General features: G+C 65.8%; 14 protein-coding genes. 8 read left to right on the forward strand and 6 right to left on the reverse strand.

Features of this window, described 5'->3' with window-relative positions; translation table 11 throughout:
- Positions 1-13: 13 nt before the first annotated feature.
- From VIF40_RS16485 to VIF40_RS16505, 5 genes are all read left to right on the forward strand, one after another.
- Positions 14-2,263 carry a sensor histidine kinase NtrY-like gene (locus tag VIF40_RS16485; protein WP_414684822.1) on the forward strand — a complete coding sequence of 750 codons (2,250 nt, stop codon included), beginning with the start codon at positions 14-16 and terminating at the stop codon, positions 2,261-2,263.
- A gap of 68 nt (positions 2,264-2,331) precedes the next feature.
- A complete protein-coding gene (locus VIF40_RS16490; RefSeq protein ID WP_331938669.1) occupies positions 2,332-3,696 on the forward strand; it encodes a sigma-54 dependent transcriptional regulator in 1,365 nt (454 codons plus the stop codon).
- A 262-nt stretch (positions 3,697-3,958) separates the two neighbouring features.
- Positions 3,959-4,231, forward strand: coding sequence for an RNA chaperone Hfq (hfq, locus tag VIF40_RS16495; RefSeq protein WP_331938598.1), 273 nt, complete (start codon positions 3,959-3,961; stop codon positions 4,229-4,231).
- A gap of 116 nt (positions 4,232-4,347) precedes the next feature.
- Positions 4,348-5,739 carry a GTPase HflX gene (gene hflX, locus VIF40_RS16500; RefSeq protein WP_331938670.1) on the forward strand — a complete coding sequence of 464 codons (1,392 nt, stop codon included), beginning with the start codon at positions 4,348-4,350 and terminating at the stop codon, positions 5,737-5,739.
- 54 nt (positions 5,740-5,793) lie between these two features.
- Positions 5,794-6,120: a multidrug efflux SMR transporter gene (locus tag VIF40_RS16505; RefSeq protein WP_331938599.1), complete on the forward strand. Its 327-nt coding sequence runs from the start codon at positions 5,794-5,796 to the stop codon at positions 6,118-6,120.
- Positions 6,121-6,137: 17 nt separating this feature from the next.
- Here VIF40_RS16505 and VIF40_RS16510 read toward each other — a convergent pair whose 3' ends face one another.
- The 3 genes from VIF40_RS16510 to VIF40_RS16520 all read right to left on the reverse strand — a co-directional run bounded on the left by VIF40_RS16510 (position 6,138) and on the right by VIF40_RS16520 (position 9,454).
- Entirely contained in the window at positions 6,138-7,415 is a 1,278-nt protein-coding gene (locus VIF40_RS16510) for an outer membrane beta-barrel protein (RefSeq protein WP_331938671.1), read from the reverse strand.
- A 373-nt stretch (positions 7,416-7,788) separates the two neighbouring features.
- Positions 7,789-8,979 carry a cell division protein ZapE gene (zapE, locus tag VIF40_RS16515; protein ID WP_331938600.1) on the reverse strand — a complete coding sequence of 397 codons (1,191 nt, stop codon included), beginning with the start codon at positions 8,977-8,979 and terminating at the stop codon, positions 7,789-7,791.
- Positions 8,957-9,454: an N-acetyltransferase gene (locus VIF40_RS16520; protein WP_331938601.1), complete on the reverse strand. Its 498-nt coding sequence runs from the start codon at positions 9,452-9,454 to the stop codon at positions 8,957-8,959. Before VIF40_RS16520 ends, zapE begins: the two co-directional genes overlap by 23 nt.
- A gap of 122 nt (positions 9,455-9,576) precedes the next feature.
- On the opposite strand from VIF40_RS16520, the gene VIF40_RS16525 reads away from it, so the two are divergent.
- Both VIF40_RS16525 and VIF40_RS16530 read left to right on the forward strand, forming a co-directional pair.
- Positions 9,577-10,134, forward strand: a complete 558-nt coding sequence (locus VIF40_RS16525) for a GNAT family N-acetyltransferase (RefSeq protein WP_331938602.1) — start codon at positions 9,577-9,579, stop codon at positions 10,132-10,134.
- Positions 10,131-10,667, forward strand: coding sequence for a GNAT family N-acetyltransferase (locus tag VIF40_RS16530; RefSeq protein WP_331938603.1), 537 nt, complete (start codon positions 10,131-10,133; stop codon positions 10,665-10,667). Before VIF40_RS16525 ends, VIF40_RS16530 begins: the two co-directional genes overlap by 4 nt.
- A gap of 9 nt (positions 10,668-10,676) precedes the next feature.
- Here the strand turns inward: VIF40_RS16530 and VIF40_RS16535 are convergent, their stop codons facing one another.
- From VIF40_RS16535 to VIF40_RS16545, 3 genes are all read right to left on the reverse strand, one after another.
- Positions 10,677-12,116: a M15 family metallopeptidase gene (locus tag VIF40_RS16535; protein WP_331938604.1), complete on the reverse strand. Its 1,440-nt coding sequence runs from the start codon at positions 12,114-12,116 to the stop codon at positions 10,677-10,679.
- A gap of 46 nt (positions 12,117-12,162) precedes the next feature.
- Complete coding sequence (locus tag VIF40_RS16540; RefSeq protein WP_331938605.1) at positions 12,163-13,068, reverse strand: phage tail tip lysozyme; 906 nt, start codon at positions 13,066-13,068, stop codon at positions 12,163-12,165.
- A 167-nt stretch (positions 13,069-13,235) separates the two neighbouring features.
- On the reverse strand, positions 13,236-13,709 hold the full coding sequence (locus VIF40_RS16545; RefSeq protein WP_331938606.1) for an NUDIX domain-containing protein: 474 nt from the start codon (positions 13,707-13,709) through the stop codon (positions 13,236-13,238).
- A gap of 154 nt (positions 13,710-13,863) precedes the next feature.
- On the opposite strand from VIF40_RS16545, the gene mbfA reads away from it, so the two are divergent.
- Positions 13,864-14,835: an iron exporter MbfA gene (gene mbfA / locus VIF40_RS16550; protein ID WP_331938607.1), complete on the forward strand. Its 972-nt coding sequence runs from the start codon at positions 13,864-13,866 to the stop codon at positions 14,833-14,835.
- Positions 14,836-14,838 lie beyond the last annotated feature (3 nt).

A 14,838-nucleotide genomic window follows, 5' to 3' on the forward strand; every position in this document is an offset into this window, starting at 1 on the left:
CCTATACAGGCGCATGTCCATGGCGGGAGACATTCAGGCGCCTGCGCCGCCGACCGCGCCCAGGAAGCGATCCTGGCGCCTGTGGTTCGGGCCGATCGCGGTCGTCGCCGCCGTCGCCTGCGCGCTCGCGACTTTCTTCGTCATGGCCGAGCTCGCGCCAGTCGCGCCGACCAGCGATGTCGTCTATCCTCTGTTCTTCGCCGATGCGGTCGCGCTGGTCCTGCTCGCCACTCTGGTGCTGGTCAAGGCGGGCTCGCTCATCGGCTCCTGGCGACGCGGCGCGGCGGCGGCCGGGCTCCATATTCGCATCGTCGGCTTCTTCTCCGTGCTGGCGCTGACGCCGGCGATCATTCTGGCCATCGTCGGCTCGGTGACGCTCGAGCGCGCGTTGAACCCGCAATTCCTCTCCATGGTGAAGACCTCCGTGCACAGCACGGCGGAGGCGGCGCGCGTGTTCCGCGAGACGCAATGCCGCTCGCTGCTGCAGGAGGCGCAGCTCTCCGCCTCCGATCTCGACCGCGCGCGCGCCATGTTCAACGCCGATCGCGGGCTGTTCCATGAATTCTTCGTCTCGCGGGCGCGTTTCCTCGGCTTTTCGGTGGCGGCGATCGTCAAGACCGACGGGCAGATATTGGAGCGCGTCGATGTGACCGCGGACGGCTCGGCGATCGTCATCGCGCCGCCGGCCGCCGATTTCGAGGATGCGCGCGAGGGCGAGCCGCTCTGCCTCGTCATCGACGACGGGCGCACTTTCGTCGCGCTGCGGCCGCTGTCGAGCTTCGCCGACACATTCCTCTATGTGACGCGTCCGGTCGATCCGTTCGGCGTGCAATTCCCGGAGCAGGCGGCGAGCCTCATCGCCACCTATGACGCTTTCGAGACCTATCGCGGCGCGGTGAAAAAGGCCTTCACGGTCATGTATGCGCTGCTCGCCACCATCATGCTGCTGTCGGCGGTGTGGGTGGGCCTCGATTTCGTCGACAGGCTCGTCGCGCCGATCCGCGCGCTGATCGCCGCGACCGATCAAGTGTCGGCCGGCAATCTCGATGTGCGCGTCGATGTCGAGCGCTCGCATGGCGATCTCGCCCGGCTCGGCGCCGTCTTCAACAATATGACCAGCGAGATCGAGCAGCAGCAGAGCCGCCTGCTCGCCGCCAATCGTCAGAACGAGGAGCGCCGCCTGTTCACCGAGGCGGTGCTCTCCGGCGTGCCGGCCGCCGTCATCGGCGTCGACGCCGCGGGGCGGATCAATGTGCTCAACCGCTCGGCCGAGGAGCTGCTCGTCGGCGGCGCCGGACGGGACGGCGCCGCGGCCGCCATCGGCGCGCATGCGGCGGATGCGCTCCCCGAGATCGCGCCCATATTGGCGGATGCGGTGGAGGCCTTTCCGCGCGCCATTCAAACGCAGATCAACATAAGGCGCGGCGTCAAGGAGCTGACGCTCGCCGTGCGCGTCACCTCGGCGAGCACGCAGCAGGGGGGCTCCGATTTCGTCGTGACGCTCGACGACATCACCGATCTCGTCACCGCGCAGCGCACCTCCGCCTGGGCGGATGTGGCGCGCCGCATCGCCCATGAGATCAAGAATCCGCTGACGCCGATCCAGCTCTCCGCCGAGCGGCTGAAGCGCAAATACGGCAAGCACATCACCTTCGAGCGCGACATATTCGACCAATGCACCGACACGATCGTGCGCCAGGTCGACGACATCAAGCGCATGGTCGACGAATTCGCCTCCTTCGCTCGCATGCCCAAGGCGCGACCCGTGCGCGACGATCTGTGCGAGTGCATGCGTCAGGCCTTTTTTCTGACGCGAGTCGCCCATAACGACGTGGAAATGACTTTGACCTTGCCGGACGCTCCGGTCTTCGCCGTCTTCGACCGACGGCTGTTATCGCAGGCGATCACCAATATCGTGAAGAACGCCGCCGAGGGCATCGCCGCGCGCGACGACGCCGCGGCGCATGACGCCAAGCGGATCGACATCAGCCTCGGCGTGCGCGACGATATGGCGGAGATCGATGTGATCGACAATGGCAAGGGATTCCCTGCCTTCAACCGGCAGCGCCTGCTCGAGCCTTATATGACGACGCGGGCCGAAGGCACCGGGCTCGGCCTGCCTATTGTCGCCAAGATCATCGAGGACCATGGCGGGCGACTCGAGCTGCTCGACGCGCCCTCCGGAACCGGCGCCTGTGTGCGCCTGTTCATTCCGCTCGGCGAGGCCGCCGCGGCGGGGGACGCGCAGGCGCGGACTTCTTGACGCGGACTTGGCGACGCGGACTTGGCGACGCGGACTTGGCGACTCGGACTTGGTGAATGGTGAGGCAGATGGTCAGCGACATTCTCATCGTCGACGACGAGGAAGACATCCGGGAGCTCGTCGCCGGCATTCTCGGCGACGAGGGCCATGGCGTGCGCACCGCCAAGGACGCCGACGGCGCGCTGGCGGCGATCGAGCAGCGCCGCCCGCATCTGGTCTTTCTCGATATTTGGCTGCAGGGCTCGCGCCTCGACGGCATGCAGGTTCTGGAGATCGTCCAGAAGCAGCACAAGGACCTGCCGGTGGTGATGATCTCCGGCCATGGCAATATAGAAACGGCGGTGAGCGCCATAAAGCTCGGCGCCTATGACTTCATCGAGAAGCCGTTCAAGGCGGATCGTCTCGTGCTGGTCGCCGAGCGCGCGCTCGAGGCCTCGCATCTGCGCCGCGAGATCAGCGCGCTGCGCCAGCGCGCCGGCGCCTCGGACCGCATCGTCGGCAGCTCCTTTCCCGCGCATCAGCTGCAGCAGGTCATCGCGCGCGTCGCGCCGGTCAATTCGCGCGTGCTCATCACCGGCCAGGCCGGCTCCGGCAAGGAGCTCGCCGCGCGCTGCATTCATGCGGCCTCGCAGCGCGCCGTCGGCCCCTTCGTCGTCATCAATGCGGCGACGATCACGCCGGACAATATGGAGATCGAGCTTTTCGGCAGCGAGGGCGGCGACGGGCCACGCAAGATCGGCGCGCTGGAAGAAGCCCATGGCGGCACGCTCTTCCTCGACGAGATTGCCGACATGCCCAAGGACACGCAGTCCAAAATCCTGCGCGTCCTCGTCGAGCAGACCTTTCAGCGCGTCGGCGGAACGGCGCGCGTCGAGGTCGATGTGCGCATCATCTCCTCATCGGCGCGCGACCTCACCTCCGCGATAGAGGAGGGGGCGCTGCGCGAGGATCTCTTCCATCGCCTGTCCGTGGTGCCGATTCGCATCCCCTCGCTCGCCGAGCGGCGCGAGGATATCCCCGAGCTCATCGAATATTTCATGGAGCAGGTGTCGGCGACCTCGGGAATGCCGCGCCGCAAGATCAGCGAGGACGCGCTCGCCGTGATGCAATTGCACGACTGGCCCGGCAATATCCGCCAGCTGCGCAACAATGTGGAAAGACTGATGATTCTGACCGCCGGCGACGCCACGGCCGAGGTTTCCGCCGATATGCTGCCGTCGGAGATCGGCCAACTCGTCCCCTCGACTCCGGCCGGCGTGCGTGGCGAGAAGTTGATGAGCCTGCCGCTGCGCGAGGCGCGCGAAGTGTTCGAGCGAGAATATCTGATCGCCCAGCTCAATCGCTTCAGCAACAATATTTCCCGAACAGCGGAATTCATCGGAATGGAGCGGTCGGCGCTCCATCGCAAGTTGAAGTCGCTCGCCATAGAATGAGGCGACACATCTCGGCGATACAAGGCGTTGTGAAAATTTCCTATTGGCTCTGCGGCGGTTTGGCTCTAGTTGATGCGTTTCGTCTCGTCGTAAACTCGTCGAAACAGCGGGTTACAGGACCTAAGGAAAGTCCTTTCGCCGCATCAGGGGTTTGCGTCTTGCGCATCGCGCCGGCGCAGTCTCTAATATGCGGTTCGATGGCTATGGACCGATAAGAGCGACGCAAATCGCCCCGATAACGAAAAACAGAACAGGATAGCCGATGTCCTCCGAACGCGCGCAGAATCTGCAAGATACGTTTTTGAATTACGTGAGGAAGAACAAAGTCCCGCTCACGATTTTTCTGGTCAATGGCGTCAAATTGCAGGGCATCGTGACCTGGTTCGACAATTTCTGCCTCTTGCTGCGCCGCGATGGGCACTCGCAGCTCGTCTATAAACATGCGATCTCGACGATCATGCCGGGCCACCCGATCCATATGTTCGAGCCGGGAGAAGAGGGCGCTGAGACTGCGCCGGAGCAACGTCACCGCTGAGCCGGATTTCGGGAGACCGGCCCCGGTCTTCCGTTGAAAATCCCGCAAAAACAACAGACGCTGGCACGACGCGCGGCATGCTGCCGACGCGCTTCGCGCAGCGGGCCGAGGTCGGGTTGAGCGAAAAAACATCAGCGTCCGAGGACCGGACGGCCGACGCGTCCACGAAAGCGCTCGTGGTGGGTCCTTATCCGACGCGGGCGCGCCCATCGGAGGGCGGCGCCGGGAAAGCGGCGGAGCGCGATTCCGTCGCAAGGCTGGCCGAGGCCGTCGGCCTGGCGGAGGCGATCGAGCTCGACATCGTCGGCGAGATCGCCGTTTCGCTGCATGATGTCCGGCCCGCGACCTATCTCGGCAAGGGCAAGGTCGAGGAGATCGCCGAGACGGTGAAAGCGACCGAGGCCGAGCTGGTGACGATGGATTGCCAGCTTTCGCCCGTGCAGCAGCGCAATCTCGAGAAAGCCTGGGGCGCGAAGGTGATCGACCGCACCGGGCTCATTCTCGAGATTTTCGGCCGCCGCGCCCGCACCAAGGAGGGCGCGTTGCAGGTCGAGCTCGCGCATCTCGCCTATCAGAAATCGAGGCTCGTGCGCAGCTGGACCCATCTCGAGCGTCAGCGCGGCGGCTTCGGCTTCCTCGGCGGCCCCGGCGAGACGCAGATCGAGACCGATCGCCGCCTGATCGAGGAGCGGATGGCGCGCATCGAGCGCGATCTCGAGCAGGTCAAGCGCACGCGCGGCCTGCATCGCAAGAAGCGGCGCGAGGTTCCCTATCCGGTCGTCGCGCTGGTCGGCTACACCAACGCCGGCAAATCGACGCTGTTCAACCGTCTGACCAAGGCCGGCGTGCTGGCCGAGGACATGCTGTTCGCGACGCTCGACCCGACTTTGCGCCAGATCCGCCTGCCGCATGGCGCGAAGGTGCTGCTCTCGGATACGGTCGGCTTCATCTCCGATCTGCCGACCATGCTGATCTCGGCCTTCCGCGCCACGCTCGAGGAGGTGACGCTCGCCGACGTCATATTGCATGTGCGCGACGTCTCGCATCCAGATTGCGAGGCGCAGGCCGCCGACGTCGAGACGATTCTCGCCGAGCTCGGGCTTTCCGGCGAGGCGGGGACGCGCATTCTCGAGGTCTGGAACAAGATCGATGTAGTGGACGACGACATCGTCGCCGCGATGAAGATCGCCGCGCGTGGGAAGAAGATCGTCGATCGGCCGTCTCTCGTCTCGGCGCTGACCGGGGAAGGGCTCGGCGCCCTGCTCGAGCGCATAGAGACGCGCCTCGCGGAAGGGCGCATCCGGCTCGAGGTCGAGCTCGATCCCGGCGACGGCGCCGGCATCGCCTGGCTCCATGCGCATACGGAGGTGCTGGACCGCCAGACTCTGCCGGATGGCCGGGCGCGGCTCGTCGTGCGCGTCGCGCCGGAGAGTTTCGACGGAGTGACGCGACGCTATCCGCAGGCCGAAGTGCGCGCCGAAGCGCCGGCGCGGCGACGCGCGCGCTAATTTCCTCACGGCGCGCCTCGAGCCCCGAGGCCTTTCGAACCGGCGGAACGCATCATGGATCGAGTTTATCTCGTCGTCGCTATTCTCTCCGAGGTCGTCGGGACCTCAGCGCTCAAGGCGAGCGAGGCGTTTTCCAAGCCTTTGCCGTCGATCATCGTCGTCATAGGCTATGGCGTGTCCTTTTTTCTGCTGTCGCTCGCGCTGCGCAGCATTCCGGTCGCCGTCGCCTATGCGATCTGGTCCGGCGTCGGCCAGGCGCTGATCGCCCTCGTCGCCTGGCTGGCGTTTCGCCAGACGCTCAACGCCGGCGAAATGGCAGGAATGGGTTTCATCATCGCCGGCGTCGTCGTGCTGAGCCTGTCGTCGCAAACCGCTCATTGACGGAAGCGACGATCCCCTCATCTCACCGTGAAGGGCACGATCACATCGATGGCGAACATGCCTGTCGAACGCCTGAAGCCGCTCGCGCCGAAGAAGGGCGCGGCGGCGGTCAGCGACGCGTCGTAGCGCAGCTCCGGCCGCAATGTCAGGCCCGTGAACGGCAGGTCTTTGGGAATTTTCGGCGTGATGGTCAGACCCGCGGTGAGCTCGAGATAGCTCGTTCCGCGCCCCTCCGGCTGGAAGATCGCCGAGGGCGCGTAAAAGCCGTGCTCGACATTGTTGTAATCGAAATAGCCCGGATAGGCGCCGACGAAATAATTATTGTGGTCGCGCCAATATTCCACGCGGCCATTGAGCTGGAGCACGTCGTCGATCTTATAGGACGCATAGTGCGCGACTCCATAGCCATCGACGCCGCGCGCGCGGCGCGGAATGAGCGCGGCGTCGAAGCCATAGCGGTCGGCGAGCGTGCTCAACACGCCGTCCGACAGTCCTGTGACCGAAAGCGCGTTCCATCCGTCGTCGCGGACGTAATTGATATCCGCGCTCAGCGTGAGCCGATCCGTCACTTTCCAGGTCACCGTCACATCATTGCTATAGGACAAGGCCCGATTGGGATCGCAGGCGCATAGATAGGGAATGTTCGGCCAGCCGACGCCGAGCGGATCGAGCTGCTTTGGATCTTCCGGACCGATATGAGTCGTCCCGAGAATCGTCAGCTTGTCGTCGAAGGCTTTTATGCGCAGGCCTGCTTGAAAAGAGGCGGAATTATTATTGTCGCCGGGCCAGCCCAGGCTCGTGCTATCGCCCGACATCACGCTCGCATGGACGTAGAGCCAGGAGGTGAGATCGGTCGAGAGCATCACGCCCGTCTGCTTGAGCGGAATGCCGAAATTGAAAATATAGGAATGCGTGTAGAAGATGCTGTCCACCAATTCCGCGCCTTCCAGCGTGACGAATTGGCCGATTTTCACATCGACGCCATTGTCGGTGATCCAGGGTAGATGCGCGGTCGCGAAGGCCTGGAGCACGTCGAGCTGCGTGCGATCGCGCATCGCATAATCCAGCTCGCCGAGAAAATGCGTGTAGCGCGCGTCGGAGCCGATCATGCCTTGAATCTTGAAGCCGAAGTCGAAGTCTTTCGTCGCTTCGGGGTCTGGAAGGCGCTGCACGGTGAGCACGCCAGCGTTGAATTGCGGCTGATTGGCGCGATCGGTGAAGAGATGCCCCCAATTGAGCTTGTTGAAGGGATTGTCGAAATTGAAAGTGGAGCCGGCGTCGACGAAGCCATCCACCTTCAATGCGTCGAGCCATGCGGGCGGCGGCTTTTTTTTGTCTGATTTCTTGTCCGAGTCGGAGGTCGCGGACCGTCGCGCGCCAGTAGCGGCAGGCGGCGTCGGCCACCCGAGAAGCGCGCCGCCATCGTCGTCTTGCGCCCATGCGGGAACGATTATGAGCGTCGCCGCCACGACGCCGGCGCCAAATCTCGACTGCGCAAGTCGCAACTGTGCAAATCTCGGCCGCCGAGTCTCGACCACGAGCAGGTCAGCCTCTTCCTCGAAAAAAATCGAATGAAACGGGAATGATCGAAAACGCGGTCGATCGGCCGAAAACGACTCTGGCGACGAATGTGAGGCCTATCCGATTCCGCGGGCGTGATGGAGTCGGTTATTCCACGGGCCCGGCCTGCGGCTCCGCCTGATAGTCCTGCGAGCGCATCTCGATCAGCCGCGACACGGCGCGGGCGAATTCCTGCGCCTCGTGCCCGGTCGGCGCGCGATAGAGATCTTGCGCTTCGGTCTGCGCGGAGAGAACGAGCCGCGTCTTCCGCTCGTAGAGAATGTCGACGAGGGTGATGAAGCGCTTGGCCTCGTTGCGGCGCTCCAGCGTCATCGCCGGGACGTCGTCGACGAAGATCGTGTCGAAGGCTTCGGCGAGAGCCATATAGTCGGAAGCGCCGATGGGGCGCGAGCAGAGCGCCTCGAATGGGAAGCGCGCCACCCGTCCCGCCGCCTGCGGAACGATGATGTCGCGGCGAGCCACGCGCAGCTTCATCGGCGTGCCTGCCGAGACACCGGTCAGTTGCAGAAACATCGCGTCCAGCGCCGCGCGGGCGCAGGCATCCGCCGGGGTGAAGAAGGTCTCGCCGAGCGCTGTCTTCTCGAGGCGGAAATCGGCGCGCGCATCGAGACGCAGGATGTCCAGCCGCTCCTCGATCAGCGCGATGAAGGGCAGGAAGAGATCGCGATTGCGGCCGCCTTCATAGAGCTGGCGCGGCTCGACATTGGAGGTCGCCACCACGATGACGCCGCGCTCGAGCAGCCTGGTGAACAGGCGCGCGAGAATGGTCGCATCGGCGATGTCGGTCACGTTGAACTCGTCGAAGCAGAGCACGCGCGTCTCGCTCGCAATATCCAGCGCGACGCGCGCCAGCGGATCGGGAGCGGCGCTGGCGCGGGCGGCGCGCAGGCGCGCATGCGCCTCGGCCATGAAGGCGTGGAAATGCGCGCGGCGCTTGGCCTCGAGCGGCAGCGCGGCGAAGAAGAGGTCCATCAAGGTCGTCTTGCCGCGCCCGACGAGGCCGTGAATATAAATTCCGCGCGGCCCCCCGCAGGGCGCGCTGCGTCCGAAGAGTCCGCGCAACCGCGCGGCGAGGCCGCCTGTGGCGGGGAGCGCCGGCGGCGACCGGCGCGTCAGCGCGCGCGAGAGCGTCTCCAGCTTTTCGAGCGCGGCCAGTTGGGCCGGGTCGCGCTCGAGCGCGCCGCTCGCGACCAGAGTCTCATAGCGGGCGAGGAGGGGGCGCGGCGCCGTCACCTGCGGCGCCTCGTCGTCGCGGTCACAGCCGGCGCATCCGGCCATTGGCGGCCGCAAAGGCCCCGTCGCGCAATTCGCAATAGAGCAGGCGCTCGGGGTCCACCGGGCCGGGCATGACGATCTTGCCGCGCGGCACGCGGGCGAAGCCGAGCCGCGCGTAATAGTCGAGATCGCCGACCAGCAGCACCAGTCCGTGTCCGGCCTCGCGCGCGGCGTCCAGCGATTGCTTGATCAGCGCCTCGCCGAGCCCCTGCGAGCGGAAGGCCGGCTCGACCGTCAGCGGGCCGAGCAGCAGAGCAGGGGTTTCGTCGATGAGAATGGAGGTCATCCGATTGGCGCCCACCAGCAGAGTGCCGACATGGGCGACGAAGGAGAGGGCGAAATCGGCCTCGACGCCCTCACGCAGCCGATAGGCCGTGCGCGCATAGCGTCCCGGACCGAAAGCCCGCTCCTCGAGCTTTTCGATTTGGGGCGCGTCGGCCGGCGTCTGCGGCGAGAAGCGGATGACGAGATCGATCATGGCTGCGCATAACATGGTGGATGGCAAGGGCAAAGCATCGCGTGGGCGTGGGCCCGCGCTCGGGTGGCCCGGCCAGGCCCGAGCGAATCGGCCCGAGTCTTGCTCTCGCCCGGGATATGACAATGATAGCGATCAGACCCGCCACTCTGGAGGACGCCGAGACGATCGCCGCGCTCCATGTCGCCGCCTGGGCGGAGACTTATGCGGCGCTGGCGCCGGCCGAGATTCTCGCGGACTACACTCTGGAGACGCGCCTCGCGCAATGGCGCGAGACATTGGGCGGAGCCGGGCCGCAACAGCCGCCGCCGAGTGTGTTTCTGGCGCTGCGGGAAGACGGCGGCGCCATCGGCTTCGCCGCGAGCGGCGCGCAGCAGAGCGATATTCTCGGGCAGCGCGGCTATGCCGGCGAATTCCAGGCGATCTATCTGTTGAAGGAGGCGCAGCGCCAGGGCGTCGGCCGCCGCTTCATGCACATGATGGCGAAGGCTCTGCGCGAGCGCGGGATCGAATGGGGGAGCCTCTGGGTGCTGCGGCATAATTTCACGGCCCGGCGCTTCTACGAGAAGCTCGGCGGCCGCAAGATCGGCGTCGAAGGCGCATGGCGCGGCGTGCCGGAGGTCGCCTATGGATGGCGCGACCTCGGCCTCATCATCGATCCGCCGCCGGCCAAGTCCTGGTGAGCGGCTTCACCATACGCGCCGCGACGGCGGCCGATGCGCAGACGATCGCCGCGCTCAATTTCGCCTGCTGGCGCGAGACCTATGAGAGCCTGCTGCCGGCGGACGTCTTCGCCGCGCTCACGCTCGAGGAGCGTCTCGACCATTGGCGCGGCGTTTTCGCGGGCGGCGGATGCGTCGCTCTGACCGAGGATGCGGGCGGCGCGGCGGCAGGCTTCACGCATTGGCGCGCGCATGAGCTCGTTCTCGGCGGCCGGCTCGGTCGCGGCGGCGAGATTTGCGCCATCTATCTGCGCCGCGTGGCGCAAGGACGCGGCCTCGGTCGCGATCTGATGCGGCTGATGGCGCAGGAGATGCGCGAGAGCGGGCTGCGCTGGGCGAGCCTGACCGTGTTGCGCGACAATGGCGCGGCGCGCAGCTTCTACGAGGCGATGGGCGCGCGTCGTTTCGGCCGCGAGCTCTCTTGGCGCGGCGTTCCGCAGGTCGCCTATGGCTGGCGGGATGTCGGCGGGCTCGCTCGCGCAGCGACGGTCTAGTATCCGCCGTCAAGAAACGATCTGTCCGCCCGGCGCCGCGCGACGGCAATATTCGAAATGCATTCCGTCGCGCGTGCTGTCGGGTCGGAAATATCCGCCCCATGCGAATCCGAAGCTCTCGAAGATCGGGACCAGCTCGATCACGCTGCCGACGGAGCCTTTCGGAGGCGGCTCGGCGCCATAGGCGTTCCAGCGCGCATTGATGTCGAAGGCGAGGCCCCAGCTATGCGCGCTCAGATCGCGATTGGGGTTCCACGATTTGTGGCGCGGCACATGGCAGCCGTCCCATTTCAAAATACGATCGAGCAGATTGCGTTCGGCGATCTCCACTATCGCGGCTTGCAGCGGCTCGGCGATGGCCTTGTTGCAGGCGATCTCGCCATGGGCGACGAGATGGGCGAGCGCTTCGATCTTGATGGTGACGATGTTCCGGCTCGGCCAGTCGTCGGTGATCGCGATGGCGCCGCGCGGCGAGCTCTCCACATAGGCGAAGCGTCCGAAAATCTCCCGAATCTCGTCCGTCTTCAGCACTTTGAGTTGCGCCGCGGGCGATAGCGGCGGCGCGGCCGGCGCGGCGCTCTCGGGGAGCGGAACGACGACGACGCAATTCTGATCGGTCGACAGGCCGAGCTTGCGAGCGAGGCCGGGCGACAGATCGGCGACGCGGCCGGTCGTCTCTTTGGGACCCCAGTCGACCGGCTGCGCCCTCTCGGCCGCGCCCGTCGTCGGATTGACGACCGAGACCTGGATTTTCTTCAGATGCGCTCTCGGCGTATCGTCATAGTTCCAGCGACAGGCGATATAGAACGCCTCTGGATCGAGACGACGCGCGAGCCCGGTCGTACCCGGCGGCTGCTGCGGCAGGAACAACTCCGGAAATTGCGCCAAGTCGGAGGCCTCCAGCAGGGCGAGGCCCTCATCGGGTCCGACGCCATGGTCGTCGGGGCCGCCGAAGGTCGACATAGCGCCCCGCAACGTGACATGACGACCGGGGACGGCCGGCAGCGAAGGCGGCGGCGAGGCGGGCGGCGGCAGGGAGGGGGTCGTCGGCTGGGAAAAAGTATCGATGCGCTCGAACAGCGACGCGTTGATTTTCGGCGCCGGAATCCTGGCGAGGCTTCGTGTGAACGCCTCGATCGCGTCCGAGCCGACATAGCCGGCGACGATCACGCCGAGAAGAATTTGCGCCGACCCGGACGGGTCGACATTCATCAGCTTGGCGGGGCCGAGCGAGAGCGTCGTCGCCACTCCGGCGACGAAGCCGATCATCAGGCTCGTCGCAAGTCGGGCGGCGTTGAACAGATCCGCGGAGGCGACGTCGGCGGCCTCGGCGTCATCGTTCATTTTCTTGAGGCCGGCAATCACGCGCAGTCCTTGTCCGATCGCTCCGAGCAGCCCGCCGAGCGTAAGCGCGCCGAGGACGTCGAAGAGCTGACTGCTGTCCGTCATGACAAACCTTTCGAAAAAACGCGGAATCGACTGAAGGCGCGGGCGCTCAGGAGACCGCGGAGCCGCTCAACGGCGGAAGATCGTCGAAGAAAGCCAATCGTTTGCGTATCTCGAGGTCCGGCTTGGCGGGAACTTCGTAGTTGCGCACCAGCGCGTCGATGATCTCGCCCGCGGACGCGCCATGGTCGAGGGCGCCGCGCGTTCTGGCGAAGCGCGATACGCTCCGAATCTCCCAGATCGCCGCGGCCGTCTGCTCCGCCACCGACATTTCTTTCGGATATCGGCCGAACTGCTTTCGAATGGCTTCCGCGCGGCTCGGGTCCCATTGCACGATGCCTTGGGAACGGTGGTGAACGTCCCAATGCTCGTCCCGCGGATTTGCGAGCGACTCGCCCGTCATATTGGCGACGAGCGCGCGCGCCGCGAGATCGCCGAGCCCCTGCTGGCGCGCTTCTCGATAGGCCTCGATCTGATTTTGCCGCAGCGCGCTGAGCGTGCGAGGCTTGCCGCCGCCGGCCGGAATCTTCGGCGGCGCGGCCGGGCCGCCGCCGCCGGGCGTGCGGGCGGCGCCGCCGAGATTGCGCGTGAACGCCTCGAGAAAATCGACGCCGGCGTAGCCCGAGGCCGCGATCCCCAACAGTAGCTGCACATCGTCCGGCTTGATGCTGAGCAAGCGGCTTATGCCCATCGAAATGCCGGTGATGACGCCCGCTATGAAGCCGATGACGAGGCTGACATTGATACGGCTGGCGACAAAGAGATCGGCTTGGCCGGCGGCTTTCGCCTGCGCCTCGTCGTTCATCTTCTTCAGGCCGACGATGGCGCGGGCGCCTTGCCCCACCGCGCCGAGGAGGCCGGCGAGAAGGAGCGCGCCGAGGATTTGCCCGGGAGTGAAGCCGCTCGCCCCATTGGCGGCGGCGCTCGCCGCGCTGGCGATCGGGTTGTCCGCCACACTAAGACCCCTTGAAAAGTCACGGCGCTGTTGCAGCGTCAATGAAATCGAGCAAATTCTCACTATATGATGACGAGTTTTTGACAGTCTGGCAAGCGCAAAGCCAGATCGCGGCAAGCGCAAATCAAAGTCGAGTCGGCTCGGCGGTTCATCGCCGATAAGACGGATCACCAATAAGGAGATGGAGGCGCGGCCGCGAAAACTTCGGCGAGCCGAGCGCGCGTCGCGGGCGTCGTAGTCTCGGGCAGCTGGTCCAGCGGAAAGAACGCGGCCTCGGCGATCTCATGATCGGGCGCGCGCGGCGCGCTCTGGCGGAACGCCCGCGCAATGTAGAAAGCCACATGGTCGCGCTTGGAGATGCGGCGGTTGAGATAGACCCCGTGCAGCTCCGCCGGCGCGTCGAGCTGGATATTGCCTTCCTCGGCGAGTTCGCGGGCGAGCGCCTGCTCGAGCGTCTCGCCCGGCTCGACGCCGCCGCCGGGCAGATAAAAGCCCGCAATATAGGTGTGGCGCACCAGCAGCACGCGCCGCTCGGCGTCCACCACCAGCCCACGCACGCCGAGCGTCATCGGCCGCAGCGCCATGGCGCCGAGCACCACGAGGCGCGTCGTCAGCAGGGTCCGCCAGCCGGGCTCGCTCATCGGCGCGGCGCCCGCGGGGGAGGGCTCGTCGATTCAAATGACTGGCGTTCCATGGTTCGACACTCTAGAACCGCTCGAATTCGTCGCTGGCGCGAATGGGGACGTCGAGAGGCTAACTAGCGCCGCTGTTCCGTCGCGCGCAAGGAGCGCCAGATTGAAATCCTTTTCCGACCTCACGGAACGCGAGATTCTCGCCGTCGCTATCGCCTCGGAGGAGGAGGACGGCCGCATCTATCAGAGCTTCGCCGAAGATCTCTCCGAGCGCTATCCGTCCTCGGCCCGAGTCTTCGAGGAGATGGCCGAGCAGGAGGCGGCCCATCGCCACGCGCTGCTCAACCTCTATCAGAAGCGTTTCGGACCCAATCTGCCGCCGATCCGGCGCGAGGATGTGAAGGGGTTCCTGCGCCGCCGGCCGATCTGGCTGACGCGCAATCTCTCGCTCGAGACGATCCGCAAGGAAGCGGAAGTCATGGAATATGAGAGCGCGCTCTTCTATCAGCGGTCGGCGGCGCGGGCGACCGACGTCGGCGTGCGCAAGCTATTGGGCGATCTCGCCGCGGCGGAGCAGGGCCATGAGACCCTGGCCTCGCGTCTCGGCTCGCAGATTCTGACGCCCGGCGCGAAAAAGGCCGAGGACATCGCCTATCGGCGCTTCTTCATCCTGCAATATGTGCAGCCGGGCCTCGCCGGCCTCATGGACGGCTCCGTCTCGACATTGGCGCCGCTGTTCGCCGCCGCCTTCGCCACCCACAATAATTGGGAGACGTTTCTGGTCGGCCTCGCCGCCTCGATCGGCGCCGGCATCAGCATGGGCTTCGCCGAGGCGCTCTCCGACGACGGCTCGCTGACCGGCCGCGGCTCGCCCATGCTGCGCGGCGGCGTCTGCGGGTTGATGACGACGATCGGCGGCCTCGGCCATACGCTGCCCTATCTCGTGCCGGATTCGGTCCCCAACAGCTTCGGCATAGCGACGACGATCGCCGGCGCGGTCGTCTTCGTCGAGCTCTGGGCGATCGCCTTCATCCGCGCGCGCTACATGGACACGCCGTTCCTCCATGCCGTGTTCCAGATCGTGCTCGGCGGCGCGATCGTGCTCGCGGCCGGCATTCTGATCGGCGGCGCGTGAGGG

This window comes from Methylosinus sp., assembly GCF_036560965.1.
Classification (GTDB): domain Bacteria; phylum Pseudomonadota; class Alphaproteobacteria; order Rhizobiales; family Beijerinckiaceae; genus Methylosinus.